General features: G+C 40.7%; 19 protein-coding genes. 9 read left to right on the forward strand and 10 right to left on the reverse strand.

Annotated features, from left to right (window positions below):
* Positions 1 to 218 precede the first annotated feature (218 nt).
* The 4 genes from QMF37_RS14050 to QMF37_RS14065 all read left to right on the forward strand — a co-directional run bounded on the left by QMF37_RS14050 (position 219) and on the right by QMF37_RS14065 (position 3,450).
* Complete coding sequence (locus QMF37_RS14050; protein WP_058386402.1) at positions 219 to 1,004, forward strand: AraC family transcriptional regulator; 786 nt, start codon at positions 219 to 221, stop codon at positions 1,002 to 1,004.
* Between the two features lie 169 nt (positions 1,005 to 1,173).
* A complete protein-coding gene (gene yidC, locus QMF37_RS14055) occupies positions 1,174 to 1,953 on the forward strand; it encodes a membrane protein insertase YidC (protein ID WP_058386401.1) in 780 nt (259 codons plus the stop codon).
* 53 nt (positions 1,954 to 2,006) lie between these two features.
* Positions 2,007 to 2,252, forward strand: a complete 246-nt coding sequence (locus QMF37_RS14060; RefSeq protein WP_058386400.1) for a hypothetical protein — start codon at positions 2,007 to 2,009, stop codon at positions 2,250 to 2,252.
* 400 nt (positions 2,253 to 2,652) lie between these two features.
* Positions 2,653 to 3,450 (forward strand): M15 family metallopeptidase, encoded by a 798-nt coding sequence (locus QMF37_RS14065; protein WP_071153526.1) that lies wholly within the window; start codon positions 2,653 to 2,655, stop codon positions 3,448 to 3,450.
* An 86-nt stretch (positions 3,451 to 3,536) separates the two neighbouring features.
* Here the strand turns inward: QMF37_RS14065 and cls are convergent, their stop codons facing one another.
* From cls to QMF37_RS14090, 5 genes are all read right to left on the reverse strand, one after another.
* Complete coding sequence (gene cls / locus QMF37_RS14070) at positions 3,537 to 4,991, reverse strand: cardiolipin synthase (RefSeq protein WP_058386398.1); 1,455 nt, start codon at positions 4,989 to 4,991, stop codon at positions 3,537 to 3,539.
* 153 nt (positions 4,992 to 5,144) lie between these two features.
* Positions 5,145 to 5,975, reverse strand: coding sequence for a squalene/phytoene synthase family protein (locus tag QMF37_RS14075; RefSeq protein ID WP_078080110.1), 831 nt, complete (start codon positions 5,973 to 5,975; stop codon positions 5,145 to 5,147).
* A 182-nt stretch (positions 5,976 to 6,157) separates the two neighbouring features.
* Complete coding sequence (locus QMF37_RS14080; protein WP_078080111.1) at positions 6,158 to 6,877, reverse strand: HAD-IIB family hydrolase; 720 nt, start codon at positions 6,875 to 6,877, stop codon at positions 6,158 to 6,160.
* A complete protein-coding gene (locus QMF37_RS14085) occupies positions 6,822 to 8,084 on the reverse strand; it encodes a glycosyltransferase (protein WP_078080112.1) in 1,263 nt (420 codons plus the stop codon). The genes QMF37_RS14080 and QMF37_RS14085 overlap by 56 nt, the downstream gene beginning before the upstream one ends.
* Before the next feature lie 157 nt (positions 8,085 to 8,241).
* Positions 8,242 to 9,087 (reverse strand): MBL fold metallo-hydrolase, encoded by an 846-nt coding sequence (locus tag QMF37_RS14090; protein ID WP_078080113.1) that lies wholly within the window; start codon positions 9,085 to 9,087, stop codon positions 8,242 to 8,244.
* Between the two features lie 167 nt (positions 9,088 to 9,254).
* On the opposite strand from QMF37_RS14090, the gene QMF37_RS14095 reads away from it, so the two are divergent.
* The 3 genes from QMF37_RS14095 (at position 9,255) to QMF37_RS18295 (ending at position 12,479) form a co-directional block, all read left to right on the forward strand.
* The gene (locus tag QMF37_RS14095; RefSeq protein WP_078080811.1) at positions 9,255 to 10,370 is read left to right on the forward strand and encodes an NAD(P)/FAD-dependent oxidoreductase; all 1,116 of its coding nucleotides are present in this window, start codon (positions 9,255 to 9,257) and stop codon (positions 10,368 to 10,370) included.
* Positions 10,371 to 10,386: 16 nt separating this feature from the next.
* Positions 10,387 to 11,943 (forward strand): GNAT family N-acetyltransferase, encoded by a 1,557-nt coding sequence (locus tag QMF37_RS14100; protein ID WP_283478603.1) that lies wholly within the window; start codon positions 10,387 to 10,389, stop codon positions 11,941 to 11,943.
* A gap of 215 nt (positions 11,944 to 12,158) precedes the next feature.
* Positions 12,159 to 12,479 carry a DUF5658 family protein gene (locus QMF37_RS18295; RefSeq protein ID WP_369678758.1) on the forward strand — a complete coding sequence of 107 codons (321 nt, stop codon included), beginning with the start codon at positions 12,159 to 12,161 and terminating at the stop codon, positions 12,477 to 12,479.
* A gap of 67 nt (positions 12,480 to 12,546) precedes the next feature.
* On the opposite strand, the gene QMF37_RS14105 is transcribed toward QMF37_RS18295, so the two are convergent.
* The 4 genes from QMF37_RS14105 to QMF37_RS14120 form a co-directional block, all read right to left on the reverse strand.
* Entirely contained in the window at positions 12,547 to 13,728 is a 1,182-nt protein-coding gene (locus QMF37_RS14105; RefSeq protein ID WP_078080115.1) for an MFS transporter, read from the reverse strand.
* Positions 13,729 to 13,842: 114 nt separating this feature from the next.
* Positions 13,843 to 16,230: a heavy metal translocating P-type ATPase gene (locus QMF37_RS14110; protein WP_283478605.1), complete on the reverse strand. Its 2,388-nt coding sequence runs from the start codon at positions 16,228 to 16,230 to the stop codon at positions 13,843 to 13,845.
* A 76-nt stretch (positions 16,231 to 16,306) separates the two neighbouring features.
* The gene (gene copZ, locus QMF37_RS14115; RefSeq protein WP_283478606.1) at positions 16,307 to 16,528 is read right to left on the reverse strand and encodes a copper chaperone CopZ; all 222 of its coding nucleotides are present in this window, start codon (positions 16,526 to 16,528) and stop codon (positions 16,307 to 16,309) included.
* 16 nt (positions 16,529 to 16,544) lie between these two features.
* Entirely contained in the window at positions 16,545 to 16,868 is a 324-nt protein-coding gene (locus tag QMF37_RS14120; protein ID WP_058386389.1) for a metal-sensitive transcriptional regulator, read from the reverse strand.
* A 231-nt stretch (positions 16,869 to 17,099) separates the two neighbouring features.
* On the opposite strand from QMF37_RS14120, the gene QMF37_RS14125 reads away from it, so the two are divergent.
* On the forward strand, positions 17,100 to 17,240 hold the full coding sequence (locus QMF37_RS14125; protein ID WP_169793164.1) for an Lmo0850 family protein: 141 nt from the start codon (positions 17,100 to 17,102) through the stop codon (positions 17,238 to 17,240).
* A gap of 27 nt (positions 17,241 to 17,267) precedes the next feature.
* On the opposite strand, the gene QMF37_RS14130 is transcribed toward QMF37_RS14125, so the two are convergent.
* Complete coding sequence (locus tag QMF37_RS14130; protein WP_078080117.1) at positions 17,268 to 18,449, reverse strand: FtsW/RodA/SpoVE family cell cycle protein; 1,182 nt, start codon at positions 18,447 to 18,449, stop codon at positions 17,268 to 17,270.
* Positions 18,450 to 18,609: 160 nt separating this feature from the next.
* Between QMF37_RS14130 and QMF37_RS14135 the strand changes: the two genes are divergently transcribed.
* Positions 18,610 to 19,380 carry a hypothetical protein gene (locus tag QMF37_RS14135; RefSeq protein WP_283478607.1) on the forward strand — a complete coding sequence of 257 codons (771 nt, stop codon included), beginning with the start codon at positions 18,610 to 18,612 and terminating at the stop codon, positions 19,378 to 19,380.
* Positions 19,381 to 19,403 lie beyond the last annotated feature (23 nt).

Raw genomic sequence — 19,403 nt, forward strand, 5'->3', positions numbered from 1 at the left:
TGTGAGTAAAAATGAAACTTATTAAGAGTAAAATCGTCTTATATAGTATAAAAATTGTATTAAAGCATTACTGAAGGCATAAGAGAAAGAATTCACATATAGAGCAAATTACATAAAAAAAATACAAAAATAGCAGCTTCACTCTATTATTTTAGTTTATTTCAGTATATAGTTGAGATAATGCCGCAAAAACTTGTACAAAGAAAGACGGGGAAACGATGAATATTATCACAGCACCATCCATTCAAGAAACTATTTCAAAGATCTTTATGAATGAAACAGAAAGTTTAAACCAAATTGATGGATTGGATAAATTTTTTGAGATTGAAACACAGCTAATGTATGAAATTCACCACCTTGAAAAAGAGCGTGCTAAAGAAACATTAAGAGAATTAATTGACATGCTTTCACTTCGTTCCGAAAAAGATATTATCCGATCGATCCGTAATTATTACATCATCCTGTCTTCTGTTATGGCACGAAAACTGTATGAAATGCGTGTGCCGCCTAAAAAAGCATTTGCATTTAACTCTGCTTGTGTGGAATTGGTCGACAAACATATGAATGATTCAGAGTTCATGTTCGTAGCTGATGAGTTAATTGAGTTTTTTGTATCCATTATCTCTGAGCGCAAACAGCCTTCTTTTGGCCATCAAACAGTCAACAAAGTTGTTATTTACATTAATGATGAAGTAGAACGCGATTTATCGGTTGAAGACATTGCCAAACACTTTAGTATTTCAACAAGCCATTTGTCACGTATATTTAGAGAACATGCGGGTATTACATTAGTTGAATATTTGAACGTTCGTCGTGTAGAAGAGTCTCAATACTATCTTCGTCACTCCGATAAAGGCATTTCAGAAATTTCTAAGCAGTTTCATTTTTGCAATCAAAGTTACTTCACGCGAATTTTTAAGAAGTACACGGAAGTTACACCAAAGCAATTTCGTGATAGCCAGCACATTCCATATTTCCGCTATACATTGCCAAATGCCAAGTAAGGAGAAGAAATTCTCCTTTTTTTCTTGCCATTAAAATGAATTTAGCAAATAGAATGCCGTAATTTTGTCACAAAAATTAAAAATTACACGCGTGTTCTGTTCATGGATTGAATTTTGTTGTGCTTATCGTTATACTTCAAGGTAGTTAAAAAAGGTGAAGGTGACTAATTTGAAAAAGAAAATTACATTATTAATGATGATGGCGTTCGCTGTTGTTTTATTGAGTGGATGTTCGGCGGTAGAAAACAAAGAAGGTATGTTTTATACGGTTTTTGTTAAACCGTTTGACGTGTCGTTGAATTATTTGGGTGACTTGTTTGGTGGAAGTTACGGGTTGGCAATTGTTGTGATTACGGTTATCATTCGTTTAGTATTAATGCCGTTTATGCTGCGGACATACAAACGCCAGCAGGGAATGAAAGTGAAAATGGATGCTATGCGTCCTGAAATGGAAGACATTCAAAAGCGCTTGAAAGAAACGAAAGACAAGGAAGAACAGATGAAATTGCAACAGGAAATGATGGGGCTTTACAAAAAACACGAAGTAAACCCGTTAAACATGGGATGCTTGCCTGTCGTTATCCAAATGCCAATCATCATGGGTCTGTACTTTGCTATTCTGCATTCGCCGGATGTTCAAGCCCACGAATTCTTATGGTTTAGTCTAGGTTCGCCGGACGTTATTATGACTTTGATTGCCGGAGCGGTCTATTTCTTCCAGGCAAAAGTATCTTTATGGACTATGCCTGAACAACAACAAAAACAAATGAAATTGTTCGTCTACATTTCTCCAATTATGATTATGTTCATTTCATTCACATCGATGGCAGCTTTACCGGTATACTGGACAGTCGGCGGGATTCTCCTGATTATCCAAACCTTTATTGGTCGTAAGTTCTACTCGAATCATCCAGAAAAAGCACTGGAAGCAGTAGAAGAGAAAAAATAATAATAAAGAGAGCCGGCAACTATTGTCGGCTTTCTTTTTTGGGAGATACTTATATGAATATGAAACTTGTACAAGGAATAGCAATTGGACTTTTGAGTGTCACGGCATTGACTTTTCTCCTGTTCGGCTATTTAGAAGTAGCTGTGCTGTTCATGACTTTGCTCTTCGTTCTAACAAACAGCTTTCGCTATCGTCATATGAAAGCGCAAGGAATGCACCGGGAAGCTAAATGGATGCTTGGCATGTCCGTCGTGTTCGGCCTATTGTTCTTTGTCGTTCTAGGGACGATCTTATTATAAAAAAAGCACAATCTCACTAACGAGATTGTGCTTTTTTTGTATAATCATATTTTTCTTTCATGCGTTCTTCAAGTAGTGTATCTAATTGATTCATCAATGCCTGGATATCATGTTCTGATAGTTGATCCAATGCTTCCAGCTCCTTAAGTGTTTATAAATAGTTATTCGAAAAGAGATAAAAACTTAAGGGGGTCTTTTTGTTGATATTAATGAGGTCTTTTTTTGTCTAATAAATCCATTTAAAACTCAAGTAAAGTAAAGTTTTCAGAAGACATTGTCACATCTTCTGGAAGTAAATCGTTATTTTTAAAAAACAAAGAGAAAAAGCGACTTGTTAACGAAGAATTTCGTCAGTAAGAATGATAGAATAAAATAGAAATCGACAGAAGGAAGGCTTAGTATGAAATTTATCAATCGCGTAAATCAAAAAAATAAAAAGTTCTCTATCAAATGGGTGGTGATTGGTGTGTCAGCAATTATGGCTGCATTAGCGGCAGTATGGTTATATATGCACGACTTAGATGTCGAGCAAAGCATGAAAGCATTGACAGACGCTGTGTCGACGGAAGAGTCTGCTGTAGAAACACCGAAAGATGAAGTTGCAAAACCAACTGAACCTGAAAAACCTGAAGAAGCGCCAGATGCTACGGTTTATCCAGAAGACATTGAATTACCGAAAGCGCCAACCATTATTAACGGTGTGCTATTGGCAAACAAGCAGCATCCGTTACCCGAAACTTATGCACCTGGAGAAGTACCAGAAGCACGATCGGCTTTTGAGACAATGAAAGCAGCAGCGGCTGAAGCGGGTCTCAATCTGCACGGATTTAGTACATATCGTGATTTTGCGCGACAAAAGCAATTGTACGATAGCTATGTAGCGAAGGATGGTCAACAAGCAGCAGATCGATACAGTGCACGTCCCGGCTATTCGGAGCATCAAACAGGTCTGACGTTTGATATTGGAGAAGCTGGAAAAGAACAGCACTGGGCTTCGGCATCGTTTGGTGATACGGAAGGCGGCAAGTGGCTAGCGAGTAACGCACATCAGTATGGATTTATTCTGCGCTATCCAGAAGGCAGCGAACACATCACGGGCTATATGCATGAATCTTGGCATTTCCGATATGTGGGTAAAGACATTGCGACTGAAATCTATCAACAAGACATTACATTAGAAGAATATTTAGGAATTTAAGAAAGTAAAAAACGTCTCCTTTTTTCGGAGACGTTTTTTTATGAGCCAATTTAGATTCGTAAAAGTTATAAAAAGAATCACTTTTATCACAAAATAGGTGCTAACAGGCGGGCAATCGATTCTTTGGTTTTAATCATTCGTGTACGATCCAAATACATTTCATAAGTCAATTCAGTCGAGAGCTTCATATCACGATGGAAGAGTTCCGCAAGGTCAGTCGATATCTTTTCGTCGTAAATAAAAGCATTTACTTCAAAATTCAATTTAAAGCTTCGGACATCAATATTGGCGGTGCCAACAGTAGACGCCTTATTGTCTGTGACAATCATTTTTGTATGCAAAAAGCCATTATCGTAAGTGAAAACACGTGCGCCAGCTCTTAGCATTTGTCCAACATAAGAGTAAGTTGCCCAGTAAACAAATGGATGATCTGGTTTATTTGGAATCATAATGCGGACATCGATACCTGATAAAGCTGCGATGCGAATCGCATCGTAGAAAGTAGCATCGGGTATAAAATAAGGTGTTTGTACGTAAACATAATCTTTAGCCAAGTTGATTAACTTTACGTACCCGTCTTTTATCTGTTCCCAATCTTCGTCAGGACCACTAGAAACGATTTGCATAGACGTATTTCCTTGCGCTGGTTTAACAGGAAAGAAAAATTCATCGTATGCAATGTCATGATGTACAGATGCCTGATTCCAATCACGGATAAAGCGTGTTTGCAAAGGGTGCAGGGCACTGCCTTCAATACGCAAATGAGTGTCACGCCAGTACCCAAATTTTCGGCTTAATCCAATGTACTCATCGCCCACGTTAAAGCCACCGAGATATCCAACTTGGCCATCGATTACGACAATTTTTCGGTGATTGCGATAATTTAACCGCGGATTGATGATAGGTAAAATTGAAGGGAAGAAAGTTTCGACTTCTCCTCCAGCTGCTAATAATTCTTTGAAATGCCGTTTTCTTAAACTACGTGAACCCATATCGTCATAAAGTAAACGCACTTTCACGCCTTCTTTTGCTTTAGCAGTTAAAGCATCGACAATCCGAGTGCCTAGTTCATCTAATCTGAAAATGTAGTATTGGATATGAATATGATTTTTGGCAGTTGCGATGTCCTTGAGTAGTGAATCAAATTTTTCACGACCATCATTAAAAATTTGAACACTGTTGTCTTGAGTCAGCAAAGCACCATTATTTCTTAAATGTAAGTAAATTAAATCGGAATACTTTTTTGTGTTGGGATCTTTAAATTCAAACTCGTGATCGTGCAATTCGTTCATTTGATGAGCAATTAGGCTTTCGATACCGATTCGTTTGTTGCCTTCCCACTTGAAAAGTGTCTTTTTTCTCAAGCGTCTGCCCAAAAACAAATAAATGAAGAAACCAAAAATCGGAATAAAAAATAAGACCAGTAGCCAAGCCCATGTAGAAGAGGCATCTCGTCGTTCAAGAAATACGAGCGCTGCTGCAAGCATAATGTTTAATACAAAAATGGCTGCCGTGAGAACACTAATAATGGTTACTGTCATTGGAATTCTCCTAACTTTAAAAACTTGCACAAGTAAATGCAACAATTTTTTAATCCCTGTGTCTAAAAATACGCAATTAAAAGAAAAACAGGCTTTTCCATAGCCGCGGATTCAAAAAATCCAGCCTCTTTAGGAACAGCAGGCTGGAGCAGGCTAGCTTAAATGTTCTTCTTGTTTTAACTGTTCTACAATGCCTTCGACTTCCATCCGGCTCATCTTTTCTTTTCCGGACTTCAACGCTTTTAGCGTACTATGTGCTAAAGCTAACGGAACTTTGCAGAACATGAGAATTCGCTTGTTTTTTATGGGTTTGACATACTGGTCAGCTTTAGCCAAGTTATTTTTGGCGTAATTGAACATGTCTTCACGTGTCCAACCTTCCGGCACAAACGTCACACCTCGTTCGAAATCTTCATCGTAATTTCGCAACATGTTGACGGCCTGTAATCCTCGGCCAAAAGCGATAGCGTGATCTGGGTCTGTTATTGTTCCATCATGCCAGTACCAGATGTCTGAAAGCATTGTGCCAACGAGTCCAGCCACATAGTACGTATACTCATCTAAATCTTCTTTTGTTTTAATGACCCAATCTTTTTCTACCCATTTGGACATGCCACCAGCCATAATGGCTGTAGATTCCATTACTTTCCCTCGTATCTCCTCAGGACAAACACTAATCCAGTCAGCTAAACGCATAGTAACGGGAGGAAGAAAATTTTCATAGGGAGCAACAAGCTCCAAGTATTGGGACTCATTAAAATCTGTTTCCAGCATTTGTTGAATGGTGCTCAGTAACTGAATTTTAATCTGATCTTCTAGTTCGGGATGATCCTCAATTTCATCAATCGCGCGCATACAAAGGTAGGCTGAGCCAACAGTTTTCTTCAACGTAGGTTCTAAAAAGCTGATTGGGATGAAAAAGGTCCGGCTTGTTTCTTTTAGCATAGCCAAGGACTCTTTTTGTAAATTCGAAACTTTGCTCATCTCAATTTCCTCCTGTTGTGTGGTTTGACATTCACAGACTTTAAATATGGCAAACCTTCTGATTACAAAATGATCTCCTACTAAATATAAACCATATAGATAAAAAAACAAACCTTTACCCTAGAACCTTAAATTTCGAAGAAAAAACCCCTTCAAACAAATTTCTGCTCAAAGGGAAAAGGTCAATCTGTATAAAAATAGCGCCAAGCTTCATGAATGCCGCCTGCAAATTCTTGTTTGGCCCGGTAAATAGACGGGTGCTCAGTTTGTTTGAGTAGTTCAGGCTGTGCATTGCCAACAATGACTGAAGGAAAACCCAGCGTCAGCATCTCCACATCATTTCCAGAATCGCCGGCAACCAACACTTTAGCTGTATTTAGCTTGTACTTATCCAAAATGTATTGAAGAGCCTGTCCTTTGCCGCTACCAGCTGGAAGTATATCGACATCACGACCGCCACTGTAAATGAGCTTGTGAGGAATGCCGGCTTTATTTAGTTGTGAACGAAAAGCTTCTACAATGGCTAAATCTGAAGCGAAGTAAGAACAGCGTGTAGTAATTGGCAAATTTTGCGAAACCAAACCTGGAATCACTCTTGCAATCGCATCTATTTGTTGGGGCATCCAAGACTTTTCCAAGAATGCAGACCATTCAAGGTCTGGCTTTAATGAATCGCCTATGTAAATGCCGGTTCCCACGTCTGTAATAAGCACGTGGGGAACCGGTAAATTTTGTTCTGACATGAGAGATAGGGCAGATTGGTAATGACGCCCGGTAATATAGATTAACGAAACTGTATAAGTTTGGGCATTATAAAAATCCAACAATTTTTTTAAACTATTGCGATCACCGACGAGCGTTCCGTCTAAATCTGTTGCCAACAAATGCGTTGCTCTGTTCATCGATAATCACCTCGTACAATGTATTTATGCGTTTGGAAATAGAGTCCCAGTCAAAATCTTTGCGCGCAATTTGCACGGCTTGACGACTTAATCGTTCAGTTAATAATGCGTTTGCTGACAAGACCTCCATCGCAATCGCCAAGTCAATTTCATTTTTTGTTTCGACTAACAGACCGGTAATACCGTCTTGAACAACGTTTTTCAATCCGCCAATATCTGAAGCAATAACGGGACTGCCACAGGCCTGGGCTTCTGCGGCGACCATTCCGAATGATTCATAAAAGCTTGGTACAATTGTAGCTGTAGCTGAGTTAAATAATAATGCCAGCTCTTCTTGAGACTGCGAACCTAAGAACTCGATGCGATGTTCAATCCCGCGAACGGCTTCACGCAGTTTTTTGTCTTTAGGTAAATTTGTTTCCAAATCGATAGATTCAGCATCTCCACCAGCAATAATCAAATAAGGTGTATCGGTAGGACCCGTTTTTTCTACTAGTAATTGAAAAGCTTTTAGCAGCGTAAAAATTCCTTTAGTTACTTCCAGTCTTCCGGCAAAAACAAAGAGAGGGTTGTGGTAACCGAATTTTTTACGTAAATGTGATCGGTTTCCACGTACTTTAAATGCTTGGTCTACACCGATGGGGATAACTTTGATGGGAGAAGGAGAGTTGACAAAAGTTTGGATCAATTGTTTTTCGTTATTAGTAGTAGCAAGTACATAGTCTGCATTTTTTAAAATAGCTCCTTCTGCATTTATCCGGCGCTGATCATGAACTCCTGTTGCTTTTTCTTTTGCCCATGCGAGTGAGTGAGCGGTGTGTACATAAGGCAATCCAAAGTCTTTCTTCAATTTTTTACCGATTAAACCAGATAACCAATAATGAGTATGGACAATATCATAGGATTCCAGATTTACTGTGCTTTTTAGCTCTTCATAAAAGGCAGGAAGCATTGTGTACATCTCATCTTTTGACACGAATCCTTTATGTCCAGATTCCAGTCTGATTACTCGACATGCTGCCCCAAACGTTTCTATTTGAGGTGCTGAAGAATCGCACCAATGAGTTGCGACGTCTACTTGCCATCCTTTGTTTTCTAATGCGAGTGCTAATTGCTTTACGTAATTATTTTGGCCACCCGCTTGTTTGCCACCGAGTTCAGCTAATGGATCGCCATGATCCGAAATAAATAATGCTTTCTTACTCATAAAAACTCAACTCCTTTTCGTGTTATTGGTCGTTTAGTAAAATAGGTTATCATAGTTATTTACCCACACTACAAAATTCTAAACATTGTATTTTGAATTGTCATTCTTTTTGGGAATCAGCAGGAACGAGAAAGCTGTTTCTGCTGATAAATGGTAGTTATTTTGTGTGGACGTATTTACCGTGAGCAGGCACCGCGGTTTTTTGAAAATTCTCTGCCAAATCAACCAATCCTTTAGCGAGAGCTGCACCAGTCATTGGTTTGCCGTGACCTGTTGCAGCGATTGAAGGCTTAAGGTCAGCCAGTTTGCAGACAGACTCCCAAGCGGCACGCCAATCTGTTGTGAAATAAACAGGTGGACCATGTATTTCTTTTTTCTGTCGCAGAACTTTATACAATGAATCTTGTTTCACCGTAACAAAAGCATCGCCCGCAATGAGAAGACGATCTTGTTCGCGGAACAGTGAGACATGACCCGCTGAATGTCCTGGTGTATGAATCGATTGCCACCCCGGCATTGTTGGGACGCTGCCATCTGACGGTAGTTCATGAAGATGCGCAGAAATGTCAATTGCTTTGACTGGGAAAATGCCTGACATTTTTGCCAACAGTCCGCCTTCGACTGTCGTATCAGGCTTTGGATAATCAGTGATGCCTTTTAAGTAAGAGAATTCAAGGGGGTGCGCATAAACCGGCACTTTGTATTGTTCTAAAATATCAATGAGACTACCCACATGATCAAAATGACCATGTGTTAGAATGATGGCTTTGAGCTGATGCTCAGGTCCAAAGCGTTTTTCTGCGGCCTCGAGGATTTTATTCGCAGCATGTGGCATGCCTGCATCAATTAATACCCACTCGTTACTAGTAGTGGGATTGCCGATAAAGAAGACATTCGCTACTTGAACCGTATAGCAGTATACATCGGGAGCTATCTCGACTCCAGACCCGCTCTGAATAGAAGTTATGGGCAATAGATTTTCAGTTGATCGACTTCTTTCCATAAGAATAGTTCCTCCTCTGGTAAACTTCTGCTGACATTACTACTAATAGCTTTACCCGAAATTCTAAATTTGAATCCGTATCAGGCTAAATCTATGAGATGGATTTGAGTCTCTTGGCTGACTGGATTAGAATGAAGACACAAGACTTTTGGAAACTGGGTGTTTATATGAAATCATTACTTATTATTGGTTCAGGAATTTTAGGAGCCTCTACGGCCTACCATGCAGCCAAAGCTGGAGCGTCAGTCACTTTAATAGATAGAGGCGATAAAGGACAAGCAACGGGAGCGGCAGCGGGTATCGTTTGTCCATGGATTTCGCAGCGGAGAAACAAAGCATGGTACGGACTAGCGAAAAGCGGTGCCAAGTATTATCCTGAATTGATTCGTGAGCTTGAAGCTTTAGGTGAAACCGATACGGGTTACAAACAAGTCGGCATCGTTAGCATCCATGAAGAGAGCAAACTAGATAAGATGGAGCAAAAAGCATATGAACGAAGAGTGGATGCACCTGAAATGGGAGACATCAAGAGACTGTCATCAAAAGAAACAATAGCCCTTTTTCCGTATGCGACAGAGGAATATGGAGCGCTTTGGGTCAGCGGAGCGGCTCGAGTGGATGGAAAAGCCATTCGAGACGCTTTGATTTCTTCGGCTGTAAAACTTGGAGCAGAGCGTTTAACCGGCGATGCTGAATTGTTTGTAGAAAACTCACAAGTGGTTGGCGTTCTAGTAGAAGGACAAAAAATCTATGCAGACCGAGTCATCTCGACAGGAGGCGCATGGGCTGCAGATTTGTTCAAACCCTTGGAATTAGATTTAGATATTGTGCCACAAAAAGCGCAAATTCTTCAGTTGCAAGCAGATGAACAGAGTACAGGCGATTGGCCAGTTGCTATGGTTCCTTATGGTCAATACATTGTGCCTTTTGCGAACGGTAGAATTGTCGCTGGAGCTACCCATGAAAACGGAGTGGGCTTTGATGACAAATTAACGGCGGGCGGTATTCATCACATTCTAGATAAAACATTAGAAGCAGCACCTGGGCTTGGGCAAACGGAAATGGCGGGTGCTGCTACCGGATTTCGTCCAGCTACCACAAGTGCATTGCCGTTTATTGGTCAAGTTCCGGGCTACGAAAACTTCTATGTGGCAAACGGACTTGGCGCTTCAGGTCTGACTGCAGGTCCTTATTTGGGAGGGCAACTAGCAAAACTCGCACTTGGGGAACTTGTTGATATCGATTTAAGTCTTTACCAAGTAGAAGATGCATTTAGAAGCTGAAGGGAGGCGGAAGATCATGTATTGGTGCAAAGTTGCTCGAACCGAGGCGGAATTTAAGGACATTGCGCGTTTAAACTACGAAACCTTTGTGGAAGAAATTCCTCAACACCAAGCAAATGACAGTGGGACGCGCACGGATCTATTTCATAAACAGAATACCTACTTGATTGTGTTGTCAGGAGTGGAGGTAGTTGGAATGATTGCGCTACGTTCTGAACGTCCTTTTTCGCTGGATCTCAAAATTGGATCTATTGAAGAGTTCCTACCAGATGCCGGTAAGGTTTGTGAAATCCGTTTGTTGGCCGTTCGAAAAGAACATCGTAATGGGCGTGTTTTTTTCCTTTTAGCACGCGCCCTGTCCGATTATTGTCTCGAGCAAGGGTTTGACTCGGCAGTGATTTCCGGAACAGTCCGTCAGATGAAACTGTATGGACAGCTGGGCTTTCGAGCATTTGCGGAACCAATGGGGACAGGCGCAGCTGTCTTTGTTCCAATGGTAACGACACGCCATCAGTACAATGATTCTGTCGCAGCGAGGTTACAAGCAAAGCGCCGCTTATTTTTACCTGGTCCTGTGGCGTTAACTGCGGAACTCGCTACTCCTTTTCAAGAACCACCTATTTCTCACAGGTCCGCGGCTTTCCGTGAAGTTCGACAAGAAGTAGACCGCATGCTCGAAGAAATGACGGAAATGACTCCACATCTGCTTTCAGGGAGTGGTACTTTAGCAAACGAAGCAATGCTTGGGCAAATCAAGCGGCTAAACTCCAACGGGCTGATTTTAGTAAATGGCGAATTTGGCAAACGGTTAGTTCAACAAGCACAGCGATTAAGCATGGAATTTGAAGTAATTGAAGAAGCGTGGGGTCAAGCTTTTCAAATGGAAAAAATAGCGCGTCAGCTGGAACAAGAGAATGTCAGTTGGGTTTTGATGGCTCATGGCGAAACGTCTACCGGTCAATTAAATGATTTTCGTATACTCGCTGATACATGTAAACAGCGAAATGTGAAATTGTGTTTAGATTGCATTAGCAGTTTTGGTGCCGTACCGTTGTCATTGGAAAATGTGTGGCTTGCGACAGCAACGAGTGGCAAAGCACTTGGAACATTAAGTGGAGTCGCTATCGTTTTTAGTAGCCACAAAATTGATCCAGACGACAACTTGCCAAGTTATTTGGATTTGGGGCTTTATGCAACAGATGTACCGTTTACGTTTTCTGCAAGTTTATTAGAAAGCATGCATCGCGCATTAAAAGCGTATCCTGCGCGTTATGAACGCTTAAAACAACGGTTTATACAAATGAAAGAAGATACGAAAGACTGGCCAAACTTGGCTACTGGCTACCCGACGTCTCGCACATTTAAAATAATAGAAGAGACTCGATTTTTAGTTGAAGATGCTCATCTTTCAGGATTTGAGTTACATTGTGCCAGCAATTATTTGAAAGTGCGTCAGTTGTTCCAAGTTTCTTGCATCCAACCCGAGTTCGAAAAGGATTGGCAGCATTTTCTCGAGTTTCACGACGTCTATCAGCGCTATCATACAAAAGAAAAAGCCTATCATGAAGAGTGATGGGCTTTTTTTGCGAGTTTGTTGTCGCCAAGTTCTTGGTAAATCAATGACATGGGGCATGCATAGTAACTTTCTTGGTTTTAATAGAATCGACCGGTTATTCCTAAGTGTATAAAAAATATATGAACAAATACCTGTTTTTATTGTCTGAAAATTAAAAAATAAGGGTAACCCATTACTAAGGTCATGCATTTCTAGTAAATGGGGTGTAAAGCATGAGCTCTGATCAGCAAAGTAACCCGTTAAAAAAATATGTCTGGTGCTTAGTCATTTTGAATTTTTTTGATGGGATGTTGACCTATATAGGTCTCTCATTTGGTGTTATAAACGAAGCCAATCCATTGTTAGTGTCATTATCTCCCTTAGCTCTCCTCGGCATCAAAATCTTATTGTCTTGTTGTCTCTTCAGCTTTCTCTTTACACCATTCATCGAGATTCAATCCCGCACATGGCGTTATACACTTTTTTTCGCAAACTTGCTTTATTCAGGCGTTCTCCTACTTCATTTAATGTGGCTAATCATTTTGTTTGTGTAGCTAGAAGAAATTCGACTACGAAAAAAGCACCGCTAGCAGCGATGCTTATGCTAAGTAGAAACGCCAATTACGCAGAAGCATTGGCTTTGTTTGTTGTGGCTAAAGATTTAGTAGAAGCTTTAAACAGTAGGATGAGCAAGATGCTAGCTAGTGCCAACGCTGCAGATAAATAATAAATTCCCCCTGCTTGCATGGTGAGCAGCCATGTAAATGCCAAAGGACCAATAATGCGACCTAGGTTGTCCATTGAATAAGTCAATCCAGCAGCTGTACCGTACTTACCCCCTGATTCTTTTGATGTCAGTGATACCAATGCAGTACGAGAAAGGGCATTCCCAGCAGTAAAGATGCTTAGTGCAACACCTGCGAAAATCAAATTGTTGGTAAAGGGGAGAAGAACCAAGCCGAGAGCTGTAACGACTTGTGCACCAATGATCCATTTTGTTTCAGCACCATCTTTTATGCGGCGGACGACGCCACCTTGAATCGCGGCATCAACCAGTCCGCTAGCGATGAACAAATAACCAAGCTGAAGTGGAGTAATACTAATTTGGTCAATTTGAAACAATTGAAAAGTTGATTCTAACCCCGCTAGTAAAATGGTAACCATAAAGGACATTAAAAATAAATAGCGGATACGGAATTGCCAGAGTGTGCTAGAGCCTTTTGGCAAAAGTGCGCGTTTTGTTGCTTCACCTTTACGAACAGGCTCTTTTAAGACGAGGCTTGCATAGCCCATCAATAGCAGAACCAGTACTGCAGAAACCGTGAACGGTAACGAAAGAGACACAGAACCGAGCAAGCCTCCGATTGCAGGTCCAAAAATAAACCCAAGACCGATCGACATGCCAAGAAAGCCCATGTATTTATTGCGATCTTCATTTGTGGTGATATCTGCTACATAGCCTGTGACAGCCGTATAAAGTGCACCAGAGAATAGACCACCGACAATACGTGAAAAGTACAATAACATTAAATGATCTAGAAATAGTGAAAATAAGAAAAAACTCAAGCTAAAGCCGGCTAAACCGACAAGGATCAGTTTCTTGCGCCCGGTTCGATCAGAAAGTCTTCCCCATAGTGGTGCAGTGAAAAAAGAAGATAGGGCATAGATTGTGATGAGTCCACCGACATGGATTTCTGAATAACCTTGTTGAACGATTACTTCGGGTAAAATTGGGATAATAATGCCGAAACCTAAGTAAACAAAAAACTGAACGGACATCAATAGTAAGATGGTTTTTTTCATAATAAGAAATTCCCGCTTTCTGAAAAGAATGTGTCCTTATTTTACCCTGGTTTCTTCTATAGAACAATGATCGAAAAAAAGAGAGCCAGAAATGGCTCTCTCAAAAATGAATAATTATTTATTTAGTTTTACACGTTGAAGTCGCAACGCATTCATCACAACTGATACGGAACTGAAAGCCATCGCTGCACCAGCAAGCCAAGGAGCTAAGAAGCCAGCTGCTGCAATTGGAATGCCGATTGTGTTATAAGCGAGTGCCCAAAACAGATTCTGTTTAATATTGCGGACAGTTAAGCGACTCATTCGAATCGCGTCGACCACTCTCAGCAAATCACCTTGCATTAATGTGATGTCGGCAGCTTCCATCGCAATCGCTGTTCCAGTGCCCATTGCCATACCAACATCAGCAGTAGCTAAAGCAGGTGCATCGTTCAATCCATCTCCAGCCATCGCAACGCGTCGGCCTTGTTCTTGAAGTTTTAAAATAACATCTGCTTTTTCGGCAGGTAAAACGCCTGCAAATACTTCATCAATGCCGACTTGTTTAGCAATCGCCATTGCTGTTTGTTCTTGATCTCCGGTTAGCATGACGACATGTAGACCCATACCGCGCATTTCCTGAATTGCCTGTTTGGCATTTTCTTTAACCGTGTCAGCTACTGCAACAAGTCCAACATACTGGCCATCGACTGCGATGAACATAACGGTTTTGCCGTCTCGTTCAAAGATTTCTGCTTGAGATTCGTCAATTGCGATTCCTTCCATCAAGCGTCGATTGCCCATTACGACTTGGCGATTTGCTACTGTTGCGCGAATACCGTGTCCTGGTATCGCTTTAAACGAACTAACGTTTAGGTTAGCGTCACCAAAATCAGAGATGGCTTGCGCCACAGGGTGTTCAGATTGACTTTCTGCGCTAGCCGCCAAATTTTTCAAATCCGTTAAGTCAAAATTAGCTACTGGAATAAAGTCTGTTACAACAGGACGCCCATTGGTGATCGTTCCTGTTTTATCCAAGACAATCGTATCGATATGTTTGGTGTTTTCTAGCGACTCAGCTGTTTTAAAAAGAACCCCTTGTTCAGCAGCACGTCCAGACCCTGCCATAATGGAAGTCGGTGTAGCCAGACCAAGTGCACAAGGGCAGGCAATAACGAGTACTGCAATGGTACTTTCGAGAGCAGCTGGAAAATTTCCTGGTGACACTAGGAAATACCAGATGATAAACGTAATGACTGCGATTCCTACGACAACAGGAACAAAAATACTGGAAATTTGGTCAGCGAGTCGCTGAATCGGCGCCTTAGATCCTTGTGCTTGTTCGACGACACGAATAATATTCGATAAGACGGTATCTTTACCAATCTTGTCAGCCTGCACGCGAAGTGAGCCGTTAGAATTGACGGTCGCCGCAAACACAGCGTCGCCTGTTTCTTTATCAACCGGCAAACTTTCACCCGTTAGCATGGATTCATCAACGGCCGAATTGCCCGAAAGAACAGCAGCATCGACAGGAATCGATGCTCCTGGTTTAATCAATAGAATATCGCCTGCTTTAACTTCTGAGATGGGCAAGCTGACGAATTCGTCTCCGCGCTCGACCAATGCATGTTGAGGCTGAAGCTTCATCAGTTTTTTTATTGCATCTGAAGAACGACCCTTGGCTCTTGCTTCAAATACTTTTCCTAAAATAATCAGCGTGATTAAGACCGCACTCGTTTCGAAGTATAACCCCATATTATGGCTCATATTCCAATTGGCAAGAACTAAATAGACACTGTAAAAGTAAGCGGCCGATGTGCCGAGTGCGACCAAAACGTCCATATTAGCTGATTTGTTTTTCAAAGAAAAATAGGCACCTTTATAGAAAGAAGCGCCAATCCAAAATTGAACAGGCGTTGCGAGTCCCCACTGGACGAGTGGATTCATCAAAATATCAGGTACATACATCCAGGACGTGAAAGAGAAGTGGCTAAACATAGTCCACAGCAAAGGGAAGGAAAATGCGGCTGATATCCAGAACAAACGAGTTTTCTTTTTGATCTCCTGTTGTTTGTAGTCGGTGGCTTCATCGCTTTCCTGATTAAGAATCGCATCATAACCGAGTGATTGAATCCGTTTGACAAAATCCTCAGGCTTGACAGCGTTGGGATTATACGAAATGTGTCCCGTTTCCATGGCTAGATTGACATTGGCTAATTGAACACCTTCCATTTTACCCAATACTTTTTCAATACGCGCCGAACAATTGGCACACGTCATCCCTTGGATAGAAAAGTCGATTTCTTCTTGTCGCACTCCGTATCCTAATTGTTCTATCTTATGTTGCATTGCCGATGCAGAGGCTTGCTCATCGTCATAGACGACCGAAGCTTTTTCGGTGGCAAAGTTGACTGTAGCTTGTGAAACGCCGGGCAATTTTTGAAGACCTTTTTCGACGCGATTTGCACACGCTGCACAGGTCATTCCAGTAATCGCCACTTCAGTTTTTTTTGTACTCATGATTCTCCCACCTTTCCTGAAATCATATACCTATTGGGGGTATAATGTTTTGAAAAAAATAACTGCGTTTCCGCAGTTACTCACTTAAAGCTGCAACATCGTATCCTTGATCTTCAATGGCTTCCGCAATTTGAGCCACATCAATAGCTGAGGCGTCATAAGCTACATCAACCGAAGCGTTTTCTAAAGAGACCTTTACTTTGTCAACTCCTGGTAAAGCCATAACACTTTCTGTTACAGATTTCACACAATGTTGGCACGACATGCCGCCTACTTGTAAATTAATTTGTTCTTTCATCGTAATTTCCTCCTTATTATTTCCGCATCATTTTCTGGATGGTTATAAGTAGTTCATCTAATACTTCTTCTTCACCATTTTCGAGACGATCTTTAACGCACCCTTTTAAATGGCCTTCTAACAAAACTTTAGTAACGCTGTTTAGTGCAGACTGAGTAGCCGCAAGTTGTGTGATGATGTCATCGCAATAAACATCTTTCTCCACCATACCTTTTATACCCCGGACTTGTCCTTCCACGCGGTTCAGACGGTTGGTCAAATCCCTTTTAACAGAGAGGGGATGGTGGCTTTTTCGACAAGAGTTATCCAGTGCAAAGGGTTTTTCAATTAATTCGCTCATCTGAAGATTCTCCTCTCCTAGATCTGCTTATATTATACCTCTATGGGGTATGTAAATCAAAGGATTTACATTTTCTTCGCAATTGTCATCAAAATGATAAGTTTAAAATTCTGAAATGATGGTATTATATACATAGACACAGAAAAGTCAACGATTTGCATCTTGCTTATGAAACGTAGCAAGTTTACATACGTCCTTATAGGTAACGAAAAATACAAAGAGGTGATCTGGATGGCGAAAAACGTAGACGTTCGCAACATTGTTTCAAATTTATCGAAACTAGGAATCCAAGCAAAAATCACAAAATCCCGAGTCGAGTTAATAAAAGCAATTGCCTTGCCGCAACCAATCCAAGCGCAATCTCAACAATAAAAACTCCGGCGCACTGCGCCGGAGTTTTTATTTTTTGTTTTTATCGAACATATAGTTCTTGTGATGAAATTTCATACTAAAGACAATTCCGAGTGCTAGCATATTCCCGATCAACGAACTACCTCCGTAACTAATGAAGGGAAGCGGAATCCCCGTAATTGGCAAAAGTTGAATCGTCATGCCGATGTTCTGGAATACGTGAAATGTAATCATCGCAATAATTCCTGCACACACATAAGTGCTGAACATATCTTTGAATTGCAGTGTTATCTTGGTCAAATGATAGATAAGCATGAAAAACAAGATGATAACAGTACTCGCTCCGACAAATCCGAAATCTTCTGAGATCACAGTAAAGATAAAATCTGTATGATTTTCTGGCACGTAAACCTGTCGTCCTTGATAACCTTTGCCGAATACTTCTCCTGATCCGATAGCATTCAATGCAGCAATTAAATTATATCCGCCAGATTCTGCGTAGGAATACGGGTCAAGCCACGTATAAATACGTTCGAACATATATGGTTTTAATCCAAAAGCGCTAGACAGAAAATCTTGGGCATTAATAGTCATCCATAGTAAAATGCTGCCAACAACAGCGACACCACCAAAACTCGGCGCAATAATCTTCCAAGAAATTCCTGACACAACCACAACGGCTAAAGTGATAGCAATAAAAACAAGAGCAGTTCCTAAATCAGGTTGAAGCAGGATAAAGCCAAGAGGGATAGCCAGACAAAGACCAATTTTTCCGAGAAGAAAAAAATCGGATTTGATGGATTTTATCAAATTTTGTTCGTGGTGAGTAGAAATCATTTTTGCCAGCGCTAATATATAGAAAGTTTTCATAAACTCAGCGGGCTGAATGTTGACAAATGGTGTGTGAAACCAAGCTTTGGCACCGTTGACTGGCTCAGCTATCTGACCAACACCATCAGGCGAAATCATAAGTAGAATCAGCAAGAAAATACCGAAACCATATAAGTAATAAGCCATCTTCTTGTATTGTTCAGGATCAAAATACATCAAAACCCCAATCATTACGACAGAAACAACATAAAATAAAGCTTGTCTTGGAACAAAGTTCGTTAAATACTGACCAGAAGTCTGAGCAGAAGAAATGGCCACTAGACTGATGATGAAGAATAGAAATAAGATGAAAGCTAGCGACCAGTCGATTCGATCGGTAAAGCTTTTGTTAGTTTGCATGGTATTTTCACCTGTACTTTTTATTATTGTGAGTCGAAAACTATTATAACGTATATAACTGCAATATGCGCATGATAAAAGTAATGACGCTTTCGAAGCAGGTATGTTTCATATTTCTTCTTTTTGAACGTATAATAAGAAACGGAATGGAGTGGAGGAAATGGAGAGAAAACCGTTGAACGCGGACGTCTACATACAGCATTTATATATATACTTGAACGAATCTGATCAATTTGCCTTATTCAGCGGACTGACTTTTGCCCATTTTTTGGATGCTATGAAATTGCCTAAAAATCTTCTATTATTAAAGCATCCCTATGAAGATGCATCTTTTAATATGCATACCCATATGGAGTTTGCTACACAAGAAGAGTTTGGTCAGTTGAGAAGAGCGCGTGCAAATAAGAAAAGTGAATTTTGTTGGATTGATTTTAGGAGTGAAAAGCAATTAAATTCTTTGACGCCTCAAGAACAAGCCGAATTGCTGTATATTGGCCACAAAAAAGAGCCGCTCAAGACACCGTTTTATTTAACTCTTCAAAATGAATTTGTCTATTTATCGAGTGAAGAAGAAGAAACCACAAAAATTTACTTCCGCAAATTAGAGCGCCTGAATGAGCTGGTCGGAAATTACTTTACGTATTTAATTCGGCGAGAAGAGAACGGACAGAACTTTTGGCGACGTAAAGCAAAAGACTTAATCCCAGAGTTGCCTGCTGAAATTCTTCAATCCTTGAAAAAGAATTATCGTGAAGGCGTACTCATTTCATTGGCAGACCCCGAAAAAACGAAAAACACGATTGAATTGCACATTCGTCCAGTAGAAGAGATTTCATTTTTGGATGAATTTTGGTCCGACATTGAAGAATATACAAAACAAGGGGTTTCACGTAAGATTATCTACGATAGAAAACAAAAAACGTGGAAATGATACCTGTCAGCAGGTATCATTTT

Source organism: Planococcus sp. S3-L1 (assembly GCF_030063085.1).
Taxonomy (GTDB): Bacteria; Bacillota; Bacilli; order Bacillales_A; family Planococcaceae; genus Planococcus; species Planococcus kocurii.